Source organism: Chryseobacterium arachidis, from assembly GCF_900129245.1.
Taxonomy (GTDB): Bacteria; Bacteroidota; Bacteroidia; order Flavobacteriales; family Weeksellaceae; genus Chryseobacterium; species Chryseobacterium arachidis.
The window spans coordinates 1-18,097 of sequence record NZ_FQUT01000017.1 but is presented as its reverse complement, the minus strand read 5'-3'; the positions used below and the strand labels follow the sequence as shown (position 1 = coordinate 18,097).

16 protein-coding genes and 1 pseudogene are annotated in these 18,097 nt (G+C 36.5%); 14 read left to right on the top strand and 3 right to left on the bottom strand.

Going from position 1 to position 18,097, the window contains the following annotated elements:
- The first annotated feature begins 96 nt into the window (after window positions 1–96).
- From BUA89_RS20285 to BUA89_RS20260, 6 genes are all read left to right on the top strand, one after another.
- On the top strand, window positions 97–993 hold the full coding sequence (locus BUA89_RS20285) for a helix-turn-helix domain-containing protein (protein ID WP_072963151.1): 897 nt from the start codon (window positions 97–99) through the stop codon (window positions 991–993).
- A 228-nt stretch (window positions 994–1,221) separates the two neighbouring features.
- Window positions 1,222–2,211, top strand: a complete 990-nt coding sequence (locus tag BUA89_RS20280) for a quinone oxidoreductase family protein (RefSeq protein WP_072963149.1) — start codon at window positions 1,222–1,224, stop codon at window positions 2,209–2,211.
- Between the two features lie 433 nt (window positions 2,212–2,644).
- Entirely contained in the window at window positions 2,645–3,223 is a 579-nt protein-coding gene (locus BUA89_RS20275; RefSeq protein WP_072963146.1) for a Crp/Fnr family transcriptional regulator, read from the top strand.
- A gap of 113 nt (window positions 3,224–3,336) precedes the next feature.
- Window positions 3,337–4,344: a VOC family protein gene (locus BUA89_RS20270; protein ID WP_072963143.1), complete on the top strand. Its 1,008-nt coding sequence runs from the start codon at window positions 3,337–3,339 to the stop codon at window positions 4,342–4,344.
- Between the two features lie 131 nt (window positions 4,345–4,475).
- On the top strand, window positions 4,476–4,922 hold the full coding sequence (locus BUA89_RS20265) for a nuclear transport factor 2 family protein (RefSeq protein ID WP_072963133.1): 447 nt from the start codon (window positions 4,476–4,478) through the stop codon (window positions 4,920–4,922).
- A gap of 57 nt (window positions 4,923–4,979) precedes the next feature.
- The gene (locus BUA89_RS20260) at window positions 4,980–5,612 is read left to right on the top strand and encodes a nitroreductase family protein (protein WP_072963128.1); all 633 of its coding nucleotides are present in this window, start codon (window positions 4,980–4,982) and stop codon (window positions 5,610–5,612) included.
- A 70-nt stretch (window positions 5,613–5,682) separates the two neighbouring features.
- Here BUA89_RS20260 and BUA89_RS20255 read toward each other — a convergent pair whose 3' ends face one another.
- Entirely contained in the window at window positions 5,683–6,225 is a 543-nt protein-coding gene (locus tag BUA89_RS20255; RefSeq protein WP_072963125.1) for an isochorismatase family protein, read from the bottom strand.
- A 245-nt stretch (window positions 6,226–6,470) separates the two neighbouring features.
- The gene (locus tag BUA89_RS20250; RefSeq protein ID WP_228420646.1) at window positions 6,471–8,579 is read right to left on the bottom strand and encodes a sigma-54-dependent Fis family transcriptional regulator; all 2,109 of its coding nucleotides are present in this window, start codon (window positions 8,577–8,579) and stop codon (window positions 6,471–6,473) included.
- Between the two features lie 263 nt (window positions 8,580–8,842).
- Between BUA89_RS20250 and BUA89_RS20245 the strand changes: the two genes are divergently transcribed.
- The 6 genes and pseudogenes from BUA89_RS20245 to BUA89_RS20220 all read left to right on the top strand — a co-directional run bounded on the left by BUA89_RS20245 (window position 8,843) and on the right by BUA89_RS20220 (window position 14,244).
- A complete protein-coding gene (locus BUA89_RS20245; protein WP_072963121.1) occupies window positions 8,843–9,460 on the top strand; it encodes a cysteine hydrolase family protein in 618 nt (205 codons plus the stop codon).
- 3 nt (window positions 9,461–9,463) lie between these two features.
- Window positions 9,464–9,994: a hypothetical protein gene (locus tag BUA89_RS20240; protein WP_072963118.1), complete on the top strand. Its 531-nt coding sequence runs from the start codon at window positions 9,464–9,466 to the stop codon at window positions 9,992–9,994.
- 303 nt (window positions 9,995–10,297) lie between these two features.
- A complete protein-coding gene (locus BUA89_RS20235) occupies window positions 10,298–11,068 on the top strand; it encodes an alpha/beta hydrolase (RefSeq protein WP_072963115.1) in 771 nt (256 codons plus the stop codon).
- Between the two features lie 99 nt (window positions 11,069–11,167).
- Window positions 11,168–12,631: pseudogene (locus BUA89_RS20230) on the top strand (catalase).
- A 239-nt stretch (window positions 12,632–12,870) separates the two neighbouring features.
- Window positions 12,871–13,467 carry a Crp/Fnr family transcriptional regulator gene (locus BUA89_RS20225; RefSeq protein WP_083531748.1) on the top strand — a complete coding sequence of 199 codons (597 nt, stop codon included), beginning with the start codon at window positions 12,871–12,873 and terminating at the stop codon, window positions 13,465–13,467.
- A 99-nt stretch (window positions 13,468–13,566) separates the two neighbouring features.
- Window positions 13,567–14,244, top strand: a complete 678-nt coding sequence (locus BUA89_RS20220) for a MarR family winged helix-turn-helix transcriptional regulator (protein ID WP_072963111.1) — start codon at window positions 13,567–13,569, stop codon at window positions 14,242–14,244.
- Between the two features lie 51 nt (window positions 14,245–14,295).
- On the opposite strand, the gene BUA89_RS20215 is transcribed toward BUA89_RS20220, so the two are convergent.
- Window positions 14,296–14,574 carry a hypothetical protein gene (locus BUA89_RS20215; RefSeq protein WP_072963108.1) on the bottom strand — a complete coding sequence of 93 codons (279 nt, stop codon included), beginning with the start codon at window positions 14,572–14,574 and terminating at the stop codon, window positions 14,296–14,298.
- A gap of 280 nt (window positions 14,575–14,854) precedes the next feature.
- Here BUA89_RS20215 and BUA89_RS23205 point away from each other — a divergent pair, with 280 nt between their 5' ends.
- Window positions 14,855–15,013, top strand: a complete 159-nt coding sequence (locus BUA89_RS23205) for a hypothetical protein (RefSeq protein ID WP_178362480.1) — start codon at window positions 14,855–14,857, stop codon at window positions 15,011–15,013.
- Window positions 15,014–15,389: 376 nt separating this feature from the next.
- Window positions 15,390–17,297 carry an amidohydrolase gene (locus BUA89_RS20210; protein WP_072963105.1) on the top strand — a complete coding sequence of 636 codons (1,908 nt, stop codon included), beginning with the start codon at window positions 15,390–15,392 and terminating at the stop codon, window positions 17,295–17,297.
- Window positions 17,298–18,097 lie beyond the last annotated feature (800 nt).

Here is an 18,097-nt window from a genome sequence, read left to right as displayed (position 1 = left end):
GGAATATTTTAAAAACCTTACTTTTATATAAGCAACCTGAATTTAGTGTCGAACTGAAAAAATATATCTTCAAAATATTAAGAATAACAATCCTTCATGAAAGTATTTAGTGATTTAACAAACTATAATAAATATTTAAACCAATCCTCACCTTTGCATCCGCTAATGGACAGCAGGGTTTGTAAGCAGGCGATTCCTAATTTTCCCCAGACCAGCGGCGAGATTCAGGTCAATTTGTTTAAAATTTCACTGAAAAAAAATTTTACAGGGGATATCAATTATGGAAGCAATAAATATAGTACCGAAAACGGCTTGATGCTCTTTAGCGAGCCAGGGCAGGTAGTTTCCTGGGATAGCCTTACTTTCTGGGATGGCTATGCTTTTGTTTTTCATCCAGACCTCATTAAGCAAAATCCGATTGCAACCAAAATCAATCAATATAAATATTTCAGCTACGAGATCAACGATGCATTATTTATGACTCCCGAAGAAGAAGAAATCATTACATGGCTTTTTACAAAAATTCATATAGAGTTGATTGAAAATAAAGCGCATGCAAACATTAATATTATTCTTTCTTTACTAAATGTTGTCCTTTCTTATGCAGATGTTTTTTATGAAAGACAGTTTAAAGACAAATCAACAAAAACTGCTTCGGTTTCTTCGAAACTGAAAAGCCTGCTGCAAGATCATTATAAAGATTTATCGACACCTGTTTCCGGTTTTCCTACGGTTTCATCTATTGCCAAAGAATTGAATATGTCTTCCAATTATCTTACCGACCTTATCCGTTTGGAAACAGGGAAAAGTACTATCAGTATTATTCATGAATTTATCATAGAGCAGGCAGAAATTTTATTGCTTCAGACAGATATGAACATCGGTGATGTTGCTTATCAGTTAGGTTTTGCAAATGTTCCTTATTTCTCAAGATTTTTTAAAAAAGTTAAAGGAGTTTCCCCGAGCGGGATCAGGAATCAGAGAATGGTATAAGATTTTACCCGATTTGTATTGAAGGGCAGTCGTTTGTTCATCTAATTTTGAATAAACGATTTAAAACCTTTGCCCCTGAATTCTTTTCTTCAGATGCTAAAAACACAATTTTGCAGTGGAATAATTTTAATGGTATAATTGTACAAATCGCTTCCTGATTTATCCATGTTTTAGCTCGATTCACTACTATACCTTTGTCTCAGTAATAATATTTAAAATATAATCAAAATGAAAACAGTTGAATTTACTATACCCGGAAATTATGAAGTTCTAAAAATAGTTGACCGCCCGATTCCCGATCTTTTAGAAGGTCAATTATTAGTCAGAATAACATTGGCAGCAGTGAATGCTGTTGATAATACGGTTAGAAGCGGAAAATTTACAGGAAGACATACTCCGGTAATTTTAGGAAATGAAGGTGTCGGCATTGTGATAAAAGGAAACTCTGATTTTACAGAGGGAACTAGAGTAATGATTTCTTGCTTTACAGAAGGCGGACAAATCAGAGGAATATATACCAACGGTCTTTGGGCTGAATATATTGCCGTTTATCCTGATGAGCTCATTATTCTTAATGACAGTATTTCTGATGAAGAAGCTGCAGCATTCCCGGTAAGTTTTTTTTCGGCTCAAGCTTGCCTGAATAAAGCCGAATTTCAACCTGGAAAAAGTGTGTTGTCGCTGGCTGTGGGGGGTGGCGTAGGTAATGCTGCTGTACAGCTGGCTACTGTTTTAGGTGCTTCACAAGTAATTACTACCGCCGGATCTACACAAAAATATGAGAAAGCTCTTCTTTATGGCTTTCAAAATGTTATTGATCTTTCAAAAGAGAGTATCAGCGATGGAGTAATGCGTATCACAGAAGGAAAAGGCGTAGATATTGTGATTGACAGTATTGGAGGAAATTTAACGGGGGAGGCTATTAAATCATTAAGCCGAAATGGGATTCTTGTTACCATCGGATATTCTGCAGGTACAACATTTAGCGCAAATATTACAGATTTTGTATGGAAAGGTTTGCAGATGCGTGGGCAAAGTCTTAACGGCTGGTTTGATAGAGATGCTGAAAAAGAAATTTGGAACCAGCTGATGCCGCTGCTTGAAGATGCAAAATTAAAGCCTTTGATCGCAAAAGTGTATGATGCAGAAGAAGTAGCAGAAGCACAACGTTTTTTAATAGAAGAAAGGCCTTTTGGGAAAGTACTGATAAAGTTTTAAAGCTATAGTTAATCAATATTCAATTCAACAAAATTTTAATAAGATTGTCACAACAGACAAAATAAGCGAAAACTATTAGAAAGTAATTATCAATTCTTCTGCAATGTATTTGAGCCTGAATTTTCGGTTCCGTTGAGGATCATATTGTAAGAACTTGAAGCCAGTGAAAATCTGAAGTTGTTGTTTTCGAAAGCGGCAATCCCGGTTTTTATGTAGCAGAATTGATGAATATTTTTTGAATTTCCGAAAGGAACAGGACAAATGGAACTTTCTATTTCATATCCCTGTTAAAAGCAGGGATGTGTTTTTTGTTATTCAGTAAAATTTGATAATATAAACAATAAAAATACCTGTATAAAAAACAGAAATGTGATAATATTTTAGATTCTTCATTTGAAAATTGATTACATTTGTTATTATATACTTTCATTGAATGTTCGAAACTTTCCAAAAATATCTTACTGATAAAATCCAACTTTCTGAAGCCGAAATAGAGTTAATACAGTCTGTCTGTATTGTAAAAAAACTTCGAAAAAAACAGTTCCTTATGCAGGATGGCGAGGTGTGGCAGTACAATGCTTTTATATGCCGTGGGCTGGTAAAAACATTTTCGATTGCTGAAAACGGTACAGAACACATCATCAGTTTTGCCCCTGAAAATTATTGGACAGGAGATCGGGAAAGCTTAATCAATGAAACCCCCACAAGTCTTAACATCGATGCCATAGAACCAACCGAATTGATTTTAATTCATAAGAAAGATTTCGAAAAGATATGTGCAGAGATTCCTCAGCTTAATCAATTGGTGAACCAGATCATTCAGAAAAGTTTTATTGTTTCCCAAAGCAGGATTTTGGCGAATATCAGTTTTTCGGCAGAAGAAAAATACCAGAATTTTATCGAAAAATATCCTCATATTGTCAACAGGATTCCCCAGCATATGATTGCCTCTTATATAGGGATCACTCCGGAAACCCTTACCAGACTTCGCAGGAATAGGGTGACTAAATAAAAACTTCTTATTTCATTGACGTTTGTTTGTTTTTTTTTCAAGCATTTGTCAATGGAAAGAGCCTCCGGAATGTTGGAGATTTGCTACATCAAATAACAATAAAATTTACAGCGATGAGCAAATCACTCAAACAAATTAAAAACAATGCAACTGCGGTAGCAGGCGCTTTATTACTTTCAGCTTCTGTCTCTCAGATGAATGCACAGCAAAACGCAGGAATTCTCGGAATAGATCATGTAGGTATCAATGTTCCGAATATGAATCAGGCTTTAGGCTTTTTTAAAGAAGTGTTAGGTTTTTCACCTGTTACTACACTAGGTCCAATTCCGTTGGATGGTACATGGAAGAAAACCAATAATATGAACCCTGCTACCGGACCTGTTACCATAAAAATGATAAAAGCAGGAACAGGAGCCAGCATAGAATTATTTGAATATAAAGACAGCAAAGGCAGCACACAACATCCGGGAGGAGATGATATCGGAGCAAGCCATATTGCTTTTTATACCAATGACATTAAGAAAAGTGTAGAATATCTTAAAAGCAAAGGCGTGCAGTTTCTGGGTGAGCCGTTCCTGATGCCATCCGGAGATACAGAAGGGGAAACTTGGGTTTATTTTGTAACACCCTGGGGCTCCAAAATGGAGTTGGTTTCTTATCCCAACGGAAAAGGCTACGAAAAAAACAAGCCTGCGACATTTCTATGGTCACCTAAAGACGCAGTCGGAACACAGAGATCCTCTGAAAAAAGTACTGTATTATCCGAAGCAGAAATTAAAAAATTGGTTGAAGGTCATTTGGCCATCTGGAACGAAAGAAATCCTAAGAAACGCGAAGCTTTAATGAAAGAGGTGTATGCGGATGATATTGAAATGGTAGACAGTCATTTTATTGCAAAAGGTCATCAGGATATCAACGGGTTTGTAGACGGTTTGCAGCAAAAAAGTGCTACCTCAAAATTTTCCCACGTTAAAGCCATCGATGTGAATCATAATATTGCGCGACTATTCTGGCAAAACGGTCCTTCTGAAAAGCCGGATGCCGTTACAGGGATGGATCTTTTTGTTTTTGAAAACGGAAAAGTAACCAAACTCTACGTTTTTGTAAACAACAAAAAATAATTTCTAAAACTTTATCAAATCTTTTGCGGTCAATCAATAATCATGAATATAATCATGTTCATTGCATTCGGCCTGCATTAATAATCAGAATTTTTATTTACAATCATATTTAACATTAAAAAAAATCAATTATGAAAGCTTCAGTCATTAATACCAACTCAGAAAACGAAAAATTAATCCGTGAATTGTACAGAGTGGCGGAAATCCAGGATTCTAGAGCATTTATCGATCTTTTTACAGAAGACGGCTACTTCTGGGATGTGTCAGGAGGAACCAAATATTACGGTGAAGATATAGGAAAGACAGTGGATGTATACGCCACCGCATTTCCAGACATGCACAGAGAATTGTATGAATTGTATGTGTTGGAAGATGAAAATACTGTGGTTGTGGAGCTATCACTGAACGGAACCCATAAAGGTCCGCTTCAGTTAGCCTCAGGAACTTTAGAAGCAACAGGTAAAACCATAGAAGTGCCTTGTTGTGATGTCTTTAAGATTGAAAATGGTAAAGTAAAATCATTCCATTGCTACAGTGCAGGAACAATACTTTTAGGACAGTTGGGTGTTTTTAGTTAAGTAAAAAAGGTAAATCAGGGTGGATCTCCGTTCACCTTGATTTTAAAAATAACAGACATGAAAAATATAATAGACGTTTTGAACTGGCGATATGCCACAAAAAAAATGACCGGCAAAAAAGTTCCTGAAGATAAAATACATCTGATTCTGGAAGCTGCCCGTTTAGCTCCGTCAGGAATAGGGCTGCAGCCTTACGAAATAATTGTTATCAGCGATCCTGAAATAAAAAAACAGATTCTTCCTATTGCTATGAATCAGGCTCCGGTTGCCGGGTCATCGCATTTGCTTGTCTTTGCAGTCTGGGACGAATATTCTAAGGAAAGAATCGATCATGTATTCGATTATCTGGCTGAAAAACGACATGCTGATGCTTCTGTATATGATAAGCAAAGAAATTTTTCCAAACAGTTTTTCGGAAGCATGAGCATTGAAGAAAACTTTCATCATGCGGCAAAACAGGCAAATATCGCATTGGGATTGGCCATTGTAGCGGCAGCTTCCGAAGGAATTGATACTACGCCGATGGAAGGTTTTGATCCGGCAGGGCTTGATGAATTTCTTAATTTATCAGCGAAAGGGCTCCGAAGTTCTATGCTGTTGGCAATCGGATATCGAGACGAAGAAAACGACTGGAATCTTAAAAATGAAAAAATACGTAAGCCGAAAGAAGAGTTTTTGACTTTCCTTTAAATTTTGTTCGCTTAGCTTGGGTTAAAACATAGAAAATCAACCGGTAACCGATGTAGTTTCCGGTGATTTTTTATTTAATAAACTTGTTAAGAATTTCTCGGAAAAGTTCATGATCCGCTCTGTTCAGCCATTCGAAAGCAAGCATTTCTCTGGTGATGATTTCTGCGCCGTTTTGTCTCATTCGCTCGATTGCGCTTTCCTTATCCTCATCTTTTCTGGAACCGATGCCTGAATCTAAAACAAAAACACTGAACTTCTTTTCAAGTAAATCCAGAACAGTCTGCAAAACACAAACATGGGCTTCCGTACCCGTTACAATGATCTGATTTTTTTCAGGCTCAAATTGCTCAGTCAGATTCCCTTCCGCAACTCCTGAAAAATGTACTTTTGAAATGATATTTTTTTCGTCAATTTTCGATCGGAGAACCTCCGGCATGAATCCGATTTTTTCCGGACAATGCTCTGTTGCCCAAACAGGAATGCCCATTGTTGAAGCTAAATCTACCGCCCAAAGGATAGATGCCAAAACATCTTCATGATCTTTAATGGCAGGCTGCAGCTTTTCCTGAATATCGATAATAAGCAGTAAAGAATTCTGTAGTTTTATTTTCATCTTGAATCATTTAAAAAGTTTGTTTAAACTAATTTTCAATTTAACCACAAAAGGCACAAAAGATATTCTTCCTGCTATTTTTAGATATAAAGCTCTCAAAAGGATAAAAATCAAAGATTTTTTTAAACTTATGTGCTCTTTTTTCTTTAAGTATTAAACTTAAAAATAACTAAAGTGTTAAAATCTTTTGCATCTTTTGTGGTTAAAAAATAATTTTATACTCAAAATCTCGCTTCAAATTTTATTTATCCGAATATATCCGATTTGGTAATTCCTAATTTTTTCATCTTTGAATGCAGGGTAGTGTGGGGAATACCGAGAATGACAGCTGCACCCGAAGGACCGAAAACTTTGCCGTTGCACTGTTTCAGAACATCAATGATGTAGCTTTTCTCAAATCCTGCGATGGTACGGTCTCCCGTTTCTTTTTTGTGATCACTGAACGTTTCCCGGTAGGGAAGAAAAGCATCTTTAATTAAACTTCCTTCTGTCATCAGAATGCTTCTTTCAATCACATGCTCAAGTTCTCTTACATTACCCGGCCAGTCATATTGCAGAAGTTCAGTCATTGCTTTTTTAGAAATTCCTTTTACCTCTTTGCCTATTGTTTTAGAAAATTTTGCCATAAAATAGTTCACAAGCTCAGGAATGTCGTCTTTTCTGTTTTTGAGCGGAGGCAAATGAACAGGAAAAACGTTAAGCCTGTAATACAAATCGCTGCGGAAACGGCCTTCTTTTACTTCATTAATCAGGTTTCTGTTGGTTGCGGCAATAATTCTGACATCCGTTTTTAAAATTCCTTTTCCGCCTATCCGCTCAATTTCTTTTTCCTGGATTGCCCGTAGCAGCTTCACCTGCAGTTCGAGGGGCATTTCTCCTATTTCATCTAAAAATAGAGTACCTTTATGAGCCAATTCGAATTTCCCGATTCTTCTTTCAAAAGCTCCGGTAAAACTGCCTTTTTCATGACCGAAAAGTTCGCTTTCAATTAAATTAGCAGGTAAAGCCGCACAGTTGACTTTCACCATTAAATTATTTTTTCTGGGAGAAGAATTATGAATGGCTCTTGCGATAAGCTCTTTTCCGGTACCGGTTTCTCCTAAGATGAGGACGGTACTGTTGGTGCAGGCTACCTGAGACAGCAGGTGAAAAATACTTTTCATTTCAATACTTCCTCCGATGATGTCAGCATATCGGTTTCCGGAAGTTATTTCCTCCTGAAGATAGGCTTTCTCATTTTCCAGTTGTTCTTTGTAGTTCAGAATTTCCTTTAATTGGCTTTGATTTTTTTCATTCGAAATGATATTGGATAATGCGATGGCTATTTGTGAACTTACTCCTTTCAGCAGGTCATAGGAAGAATTTATATCAAAATCATCTTCCACACGCAGGAAAAGGCAGCCGATATCATCATCAGCAACACTGAGTGCGGTACCGATAACTTTTTGAATGTTATTTTTCTTCCAGAACTGGGCATACAGGGGTAGAGGCTCTTCCAGTTTTTCAGTTTCCAGAACTATTGGAGTTCCTGTATTCAGAATACTGGTGAAAATAAGATCATTAGAATTGATGTACTGATGATTGATAACCGTTTGAAATTCAGAATCTATTTTGGTGCTGTCATCAACTTCAAACATAAAAAAGCGGTGAGTCTGAGTATCTCTGTCTTTTACAATGATTCCGAAGCTTAGGATGGAAAACAGGTCTTTCAGCTTTTCGCTGATGACGAGAAATAATTCTTCTTTTGTCTTTACTTTTGCTGTTTCGTTGCTTAGAGAAAGCAAAATACTTTTTTCTTTATCCCTCTTCTGGATTTCTTCATTTGCAATGATATTGGCCACTGCGGAAGATATATAGTTGGAAATTTTTTCGATTAGCCTTCTCTGTAAAACCGTAAATGCTCCTTCTTCTTCCGATAAAAGTACCATCCCTCCGAATACTTCACCATTCTGCAAAAGCCGGATTCCCACGATTTCTTTAATACCGGCGTTCTGCAGAAAAACCAGATGTTTCATGCCACTTGCTATCAGGCTGTCTACAGATAAAACTACCGTGTTTTCCGATTCCATAATTTTGTCGTGCAGACCGTCTTTCAGAGGATATTCTTCGTAAGCAATAGCATTAAAATCGGGATGCTGATTGGTCTTATCGCAATGTTCAAGAAAAACTTTAAAAGTACCTTTAGGAATATTGTATCTTGAAATGGCAAGATCCGAAAACTGGAAAATATTTTTCAGTTTATATTGGATGAAGCTTACCAGATCATTTTTATTTCTGATGGAAACCGTAGCCTCGCTTACGGAAACAAACAAATCAATCACTTCACTACGATGTAAATTCTCTGTAACATTCATAAAAATACGTGCTTAAAAGACTTATAATCAGTACGTATAAATTTACATAATAATTACGGCATATCGGAAATTTATTTCGAAAATTTACTGTATATCGTAAATCCAAGATAGGTGAAAATCTATAAATGCTTATGGATAAAGAGATTTTTGGTTGGCATATTATTAGAACAGATTCCGGTACACCAACTCAAAATATCGGCTTTCATCTGCAAGAATTGGCTTCTGCAGATTTATGTATTTACTAATAACCTAAGCCTTACATTATGAGTATATATAATCTTCAAAAAACAGCAATTGTTCTTATCGATCCTTTTAATGATTTTCTTTCCGAAGGCGGAAAACTGTATCCTCTCACAAAAGACACAGTGGAAGGAAACAACGTAGTCGAAAATATTCAAAAACTTCTGACCGCTTCGAGAGAGAAAAAGATCCAGATCATTTACGCACCTCATCGTCATACACAGCAGGGAGATTATCTGAACTGGAAATTTATGGCACCTTCTCATTTGGGAAGCAAAAGCGTAACCTTATTTGAAAAAGGTTCCTGGGGAGCTGAGTTTCACCCCAATCTTGCAATGCAGGAAGGGGATCTTATTGCTCAAAATCATTGGACGGCAAGTGGATTTGCCAATACGGATCTTGATTTTCTTTTGCGTCAACATAATATCGACCAAATTGTTATTGCCGGGATGCGGGCTAATACATGTGTTGATTCTACTGCAAGATACGGCGTAGAGCTGGGATATCATGTTACTCTGATTAAAGATGGTATCGGTGCTTTCAACTGGGAAGAAATAAAAGCGACCGTAGAGACGAATTTTCCTAATTATGGTCATATCATCTCTACTACTGAAGAATTTATTTCTAACCTCAATCTATAAATTATGGAAGCTTTTACAGAAAGTACAATGACAGCGGTAATCAATGCTCCTCTTGAAAGTATAAATCTTACCGAATGGCTATTTACATTAACAGATCAGGAATATAAGCAATGTTCTTCTGCCCATATAGCATGCGGCAATTCTCTAAGTACTGAAGGAAAAAGAATGTCAATTAATGTGGAACAGATTGCGGATAATTTATTAATTCAGCATTATGTGGAAGATGTTGCTGAAAAGGATCATTGCAGCGTTAATTCTATTTCTGATTCTCTTTCGCCCTCAGGTCGTACTACATTGGGAATTAAGTGGGAACTGAAGCTTGCTAAAATCTCGGAATCTTCCTGTGAGCTGTCTAACCATGTAGTTGTTTATCTAACGGAAGATTTTCAGGAATCAATGAAGAAACTCAATATTTCTGATTTGGATCCTATTAAAAATGATATGAGTGCACACCTTCGGGAGCATAATCAGGAAGAAACGCCATTGTTTGCAAAAGATATCGAAAGTAAAGCTTTAGCCGGTGTTTGGAGTTAAAAATAGTATTTAGCCACGATAATAAAAAATATTCATTATCGACAATCCATCAGGAGCAAAAACTCGGAACAGGGAAAGCGATGTTAGTACAATGCAGGACGACTGGCTGAAAAGTAACTGTTACAGACGATGCTCTTGGGCAGCCTTATACGTAGAAGGGGGATTTTAATTCCAATTGGAAGCCTTTTGTAGATTTTGTTATTTTAAAATAAAAATTTACCCCTTGGAACTGACTATACTGGTCAACAGTTATTAAAACAGACATGATTTATCATCTTTATTAATAAGCAAATATCTTATCTTATGACCCAATCAAAATCCATTATTCTTATACACGGAAACTTTGTCAACGATTTAAGTTGGATAAAGTGGAAAGACCGTTATGAAAAAAGAGGGTACACTGTTTATACACCCGTTAATCCCGGCCACGAAGGAATTCCTTCTGAGCTTAGAAAGCAGGTACATCCGGATCTTACTAAAACAGGTTTTATAGACGTGGTAAATAATATCGCGAGGCTTGCAGACAACCTGCCGGAAAAGCCATTGATCATCGGGCATTCCATGGCGGGAATGGCCACAATGAAATTACTTGAAATGAATAAAGCCATAGCAGCCGTAAGCATAGACGGAGCCCCTCCGAAGAATGTGTTTCCTCCGTTTACAACACTGAAAGCCGTATTGCCGGCATTTGGCTTCTTCTCGTCTAAAAAATATTTCATGGGGAGCCGCGACTGGTACGACAGATGCTTTTTCAATACCCTTCACGAGAGAGACAGAGAACAAGCTTTCGACAGTTTTGCGGTGCCCGAAAGTTTTAAGGTAAGCCGTGAACTGGTGCTGAACTCTTTTTCAAATATTGATTTTAATAAGCCTCATCAGCCGATTTTATTCATTGGAGGTGGCAGTGACACTATTTTTCCGGCTTCCCTCACGACAACGCTGGCTCAAAAATACAGGGATAAAAACAGCAGGGTAGATCTAAAAATTTTTGATAACAAAAGCCATTTTATCTGTGGAGAACCCGGATGGGAATTGGTAGCGGATTATATTTTAGACTGGTATGAAAAACTGTAAATCCATTATTAATAATAATTATCTGAATTTACGAATCGAAATAACCAATGAACAATCTGCAGTTTACTACAACAACTTATAACCAATTATTTTTTATTTATGGAAAAAAAACTAACAACCGCAACAGGTACACCCGTACCGGATAATCAGAATATAATGACTGCAGGAAAACACGGCCCCGCATTGCTGCAGGACTTTTGGTTTCTGGAGAAAATGGCTCACTTCGACAGAGAGGTGATTCCTGAGAGAAGAATGCATGCCAAAGGTTCCGGCGCTTACGGAGAGTTTACCGTTACCCACGATATTACCCAATATACCAAAGCAGATATCTTTTCTGAAATCGGAAAAACCACACCACTTTTCGTAAGGTTCTCTACAGTAGCAGGAGAAAGGGGAGCGGCTGACGCAGAAAGGGATATCAGAGGTTTTGCCCTGAAATTTTATACCTAGGAAGGAAACTGGGATTTGGTAGGGAACAATACACCTGTATTTTTCCTCCGCGATCCTAAGAAATTTCCGGATCTGAACCATGCCGTAAAACGCGATCCACGCACCAACATGCGGAGCGCAGACAACAACTGGGATTTTTGGACCCTTCTTCCGGAAGCTCTGCATCAGGTGACCATTGTGATGTCAGACAGGGGAATCCCTAAGTCTTACAGGCACATGCATGGTTTTGGGAGTCATACGTTCAGTTTTATCAATGCGCAGCATGAACGTTTTTGGGTAAAGTTTCATTTCAGGACACAACAGGGAATCGAAAATATATCTGATGAGGAAGCTGGCAACTTAATAGGAAACGACAGGGAAAGTCATCAAAGAGATTTGTATGACAGTATTGAGAATGGTAATTTCCCGGAATGGCAGTTTTTTGTGCAGATTATGACGGAAGCTGAAGCAAATAATTATCCGATCAATCCTTTTGATCTTACAAAGGTCTGGCCGCATAAAGATTATCCCCTGATTCCTGTAGGGAAATTTGTATTGAACAGAAATCCCGAAAATTATTTTGCAGAAGTAGAACAGGCCGCTTTCAATCCCGCTAATGTAGTTCCCGGAATTGGTTTTTCACCGGATAAGATGCTTCAGGGCAGGCTTTTTTCTTATGGTGATGCCCAGCGGTACCGTCTCGGCGTAAATCATTATCAGATTCCGGTAAATGCTTCAAAATGTCCTTATCACGCATTCCACAGAGACGGGGCCATGCGGGTGGACGGAAATTATGGCGGCGCAATTTCCTATGAACCCAACAGTTTCGGAGAATGGCAAGACCAACCCCAACAAAAGGAGCCGCCGTTATCATTATCCGGCGATGCATCTTACTGGGATCATCGCGAAGACAATGACTATTTTTCACAGCCGGGAAATCTTTTCAGGCTGCTGACTCCAGAAAAGAAAGGATTATTATTTGCCAATACAGCCCGGGCAATTTCCGGAGCTCAGAGATTTATACAGTTGCGCCACATCCATAACTGTTATCAGGCAGATCCTGCTTATGGCCTGGGAGTTGCGGATGCACTTGGGCTGAGTCTGCAGGAAGCAATAGGAAATTCTTATTCCTGATTAATGATTATAAAATTTCGATACATGCTGTCGGAATTTTTTTTGTCTTACTGTCAGATATATTTACCCTTTTTGATTCGGACAGCATAATTCAATTATATTTAGATTGTTTAATAAGTTTCCCACATTTTTGAAAAAAAATATCCATATACCACATTTATTATCAATGTGGTTTGCCTTTTGATGTATTGAGGTAATTTTTTACGAGATGATCATCTTAAACAATAAAAATTGATATTATGATAATCAGTGAAGATTTGCTGCTGAATCATGGAGCATTCTATGAAGATTACAACATACATCAGGAAATATTTTCGGAAGGTAGCTTTCCCAAATATTATTACCAGATTGTAAAGGGAGTTGTAGAGTTGAATAATTACCATGAAGATGGAAAAGAGTTTACCCAGCATATTTTTTTTGATGGGCAAAGTGTCGGAGAATCGTTTCTTTTTGGGGATTTGCCGTATAATATTACTGCAATTGCCAAAAGTAAATGTAAAATTCTGAAAATTCCAAAAGCTGAATTTTTACAGATTCTTAATGAAAATCCGGATGTCTCGCTTCGGCTGTTCGGTCATATTGCCAACAGACTTTCCGACAGATATTATATGCTGTTTACTTTAATTTCCCAGGATCCCGCTGCGAGAATAGAAAGTGTGCTCAATTATTTAAAAAGAGACTTTATGGAAATGAAACCTTTTTCTTTTGAGGTTCCTTTAACAAGGCAGCAGTTGGCAAACCTTACCGGACTGCGTGTAGAAACAGTGATTCGTACTGTGAAAAAGATGGAGAACGAGAACAGGATTAAAATAAAAAATAGGAGGATTTACTGCTAGGTAATGTTAGCATAATCTGTAATTTATCAGACTTAAAATACGTAAGATAATGTACTTATTAAAAGTCCATATTGTATATTTGTAGACAAATTCTGCATAATGAATTATAAACTTTTGAAAGATATATTGGATTTAGTCGGTGATTTCGAAGCAGTAAATATTAATAAAAGATATTCAGATGATATCAGCGGATTTAAGCGGTGGATCACAGATAAGGAACATCGTGAAAATCATACGATTACTCAGGAACCTTATTGGGAAGGGAAAGAGAATGGAAGATCAGCTGAAAGTGCGATAAGCACTTTATTGGTTCATCTGAACAGGTATGCGAAAACCTACTCAAAATCAGCCATTGCAGGTTCAGATTTTGCCACTCAGGAAGATTTTATTTACCTCATCAATCTGAAAGCGTTTGGTGCGATGAATAAAGCGGAGCTTATTAAGAAAAATGTTCATGATAAGTCCGCCGGAATGCTTATTATTTCCAGACTCTACAAATTAGGCTGGATCGAGCAGGTAATTTCTGAAACCGACCGGCGGGCAAAGGTGATCAGGATTACCGATAAAGGAAATACGGCATTAGAAGAACAGATGGGAAAAATCCGAAAGGCTACTACAATTGTTGCAGGAGATTTAACGCATGCGGAGAGATTGGAGCTTATCACAATACTTACCAAATTAGATCAGTTTCATCAGTCCGTTTTTGCTAAAAACTCTAAATGTAAAAACCTTCTTGATATCGTAATGAATGAGTATTTGCCTAAAAATGATCAGTAGGCGGAAAGGTTTTGAATAAAATTTGCTTTGGTAAGAAAAATTAAACGGAAGCTACTTGATGATCTTTTCAATATTGGCTTTCGCACAATTCAGAGCCTCTTCAGCTTCATCATAAAACAGATTCATAGATATTTCAAAGCCGTTAGCCATAAAATACGTCACTTTACCCTCAGAATCAAAACTCAGAAAGCCAATATGGTTTGCATTAATGATGAGTGGTTTCCCCAGTATTTTAGCTCCTTCAATAGAATTGGGCTTAACAACTTTTATAACACTTGATGCCTTTATATAGATCAGTCCCTGAGATGTTGTTTTTAATATATACGACACGACCTTTTTTCTGCTAAGTTAATAAAACTTTATAAGAATAAATTTTTGACACGGTTAACATCTGAGACAATAAATATATTTTCCTATACTGTAATTGCAGTTATTCGCTGCTATCATTGAATTTTTGATTGTTAAAAGGTGAATTTTCGCTCCGTTAATTGTTTTATTTTGTGGTATGTATGAGGTATCATTATTATTTTGTATACCACATCAGTGCAGTTGCAATTAAAATGGTACACTTTTAGATTGGATGACTGTAACACACCAAAAATATTATAGTATGAAATCATCTACAGAATCAGAAAACATCAATTCGCACTTCAGCAGGGAGTTGGAACGTCAAAAAGCCCTAAAAGCTCTTGAAAAAGCAAAAAGCATCAAGAGAAAAGTAGTTTTTCTGCCTCAGGGTGCAACAGGAAATTTAAATTATGGGGTATAATATTTATCTTATAAAAAAACAATCGTAAGCTGCATTATGCAGCTTTTTTTTGTCTCTGTTATATTTTAACCTGCTAAAAAATAAGCAATGAAAGTTTTATCAGAATATTTTACTTTATTTCTTATAATTCTATGGAATTTTATTGACAGATAAATTTAGTTTTCAAATTTTTTAATAGTAATTATATTCCCGTTGTCCGTCTGTTTAAAGTAATTTTTATTTAATATAGTTTAAATATTTCACTTTATTTTAGTAGATTTTTAAATAAATTTTAATTATTAATATAGTTTTTATGATTTGGGATTGAAATTTTTATTATTTTTATATATCCACAATAAGTGAATATTTAAAAACAAATTAACCAAATCAAAACTCTATGGAAAAGCAACACACGCACACGCATGGTTGTACACATTGCGCCTGCAACAACCCTGTTTTGGGAATTCTTAAAGAAGAACTTTTCAGCCCCGAAAATCTTGGAAAAACAAAGTCTGGTAACGGGCAGCCTGTTAGTCAGCAATCGGAAACCTTGTTAATCAGTGGCGGTACCATTCGTCCCATGATCGGAGGATCAACAGATACTGTGGAAGCCATTGGAATAGCAAATGGAAACGTAGTGGTGACAGGAAGTCATATTAAGGTAGAAGCATATATGATTAAAAATCATCCTGAATATCATGCTAAAAAGCTGAGCGGTAAACAAACCCTGCTTCCCGGATTGATCGAGCCTCACGTGCATATTGTCCCGACGGCAATGATGACGGAATGGATAGATCTAAGTCCATTTGAAGGTCAGGATTTAAAGCAGGAATACAATTTACCGAATATCGGAAAAATAATCAATACAAATCTTCCTACAAATCCTGATTATGTGTTTTTAGGAAGAGGATTGGATCCTTCATTGATGCCTTTTGTTCCAAAGAATAATGCTGCTGAGGTGGTTGGCGACACTGAAAAAGAACTGCAAACTATTACCAACGAAGTTCTTGATGGTATTAATACGGATGTTCCATTGATATTGCTGAGTGCTTCTATGCATACTTTATATTTAAATACAAAAGCATTGCATCATGTGTTTGACAGAAGTATTGAGCTTAGGCTGGAATATAAAACGGTTGACAACTATATCACATCTACCAAGGGACAGCTGCAGGAAAGCAAAGAAATGACTCCGGCACTGGAAGTTGTTAAAAAACAAGTTGCTGCCATGGCTGCTAATATTGATGATTATCTTACAGAACTGTTTCAGCTGGCCAATTCAAGAGGGGTTACTTTTATGTATGATGCAGGGCTAAACAATAATTTTACAAAAGTATTGACTAGCTATTTAGCGACTAATCCTGAATTGGTAAGAACCGGTGGTGCACTTTTGTGCTCTGATCAAAAAGATGTCGATGGTTTAGGAACCTATACACCGCCTACCAATTATAATCCGGTTTATTACGGACATGTAAAAGTAGTTTCTGATGGTTCCAACCAGGGGCTTACCGGTTATCAGAGTACTCCGTACTTATGTGAGCCGGCCAATAATATCGGGATATTTAATTTTCCGCAGGCAGGTCTCCCTCCAACGACGATTCCTCCGAATTACGATACATTAATTAAAACTGTTGTAGCAGGCAAAGGGTGGCCTTTGATGGTTCACGCTAATGGTGATCAGGCAGTGATCTTTGCAATAGATGCTTATCAAAGCGCTTTGGCCGGGTACAGAGGTCCGGAACTTCGTAACCGTATCGAACATTGCTCTCTTCTTACAGCTGATCAGATCACGGAAATGTTGCAAATGGGAGTTTCCCCGAGTTTTCTTATAGGTCACGTAGGATATTGGGGATATGCTTTTAAAGAAGTAATATTCGGAGATAAGGTTAAGATGCTTGATCTTTGTGGTTCGGCTTTGGCTGCAGGAATGAGGATTACCCTCCACAGTGACAATGAAGTAAGTCCATTGGGGCCTTTAAGAATGATGGAGCAATCTATTACCAGAATCATGGAAGAGAATACAGAAAATATCGAAGTTCTCAATGAGAAAGAATGCCTGACTCCTGAGCAGGCTTTGGTTGCTGTTACTTATGATGCAGCCTGGCAGTGTTATGCAGATCAGTGGGCGGGTTCATTAGACACAGGTTATCTGGCTGATTTTGTCATTTTGGAGGAGGATCCGTTGTCACTTACAACCCAATCTTCGCAGTATATGAAAATGCGAAATATTCCTGTGCTGGAAACCTGGCTGGGTGGAGTGCAGGTATACGCTTTACATCCTAAAAAAGTTCTTGAACAGGGATAAAAAAGTAATTAAGCAAATATGTAAATCAGAGTAGAATATTTCTATTCTGATTTTTTTTTGTTTAAAAACCATAATTGAGAGAGGCTTTATCATTAATCAAAAGAAATAAATACCTGTAATTTTAAAGAAACCGAAAAGTTGAAATCAGATTTGTTATGATCTGAAAAAACTAATTAGAAATTTATTTTCAAGCCGGAACAGATCTTTTTTAAATCTCCATGACTTGTCATAGTAAGACTAATTTACAAAGATTTCTGCATTGGTAGTCTATTGTTAATAAAAATTAACATAAGAATTTCGATTTTTTATTCACCACTTGGAGGCTTTTTTGACTACACTTTTTTGTGAATTAATTATTGTAAAATATTGATTTTTAGATATGTTAAGGATTTTAATTCGTGTTAATTCTCTTTTTTGTGATTATTTTATATATTTCGCTATTTTTTTATTTAAATTTTAATTATATTTTAATTTTTTTTATATAATAATGTTTGTTTTTTGATCTTTGAAATAAATACATTTGCCGAATAATTAACTTGTTTTATTGGTTAATTATTAAAATAATTGAACTATTTTGTGTATATGATTAATATTTTTATTTGTTTAATTTTTGATTAAATTTTATTAAAAATGAATTATTATTATGAATAATTTAATTTATAAATAAATATCCAAATATATTTGAAAAAGTAATATTTAAATATTAATAAAGTACTTCTTTCTTATTCAAATGCAGATCACAAAATATAGTACAGCGGCTGATATTCAGTAAAAAAGATATAATGACAAACTTCCTCAAA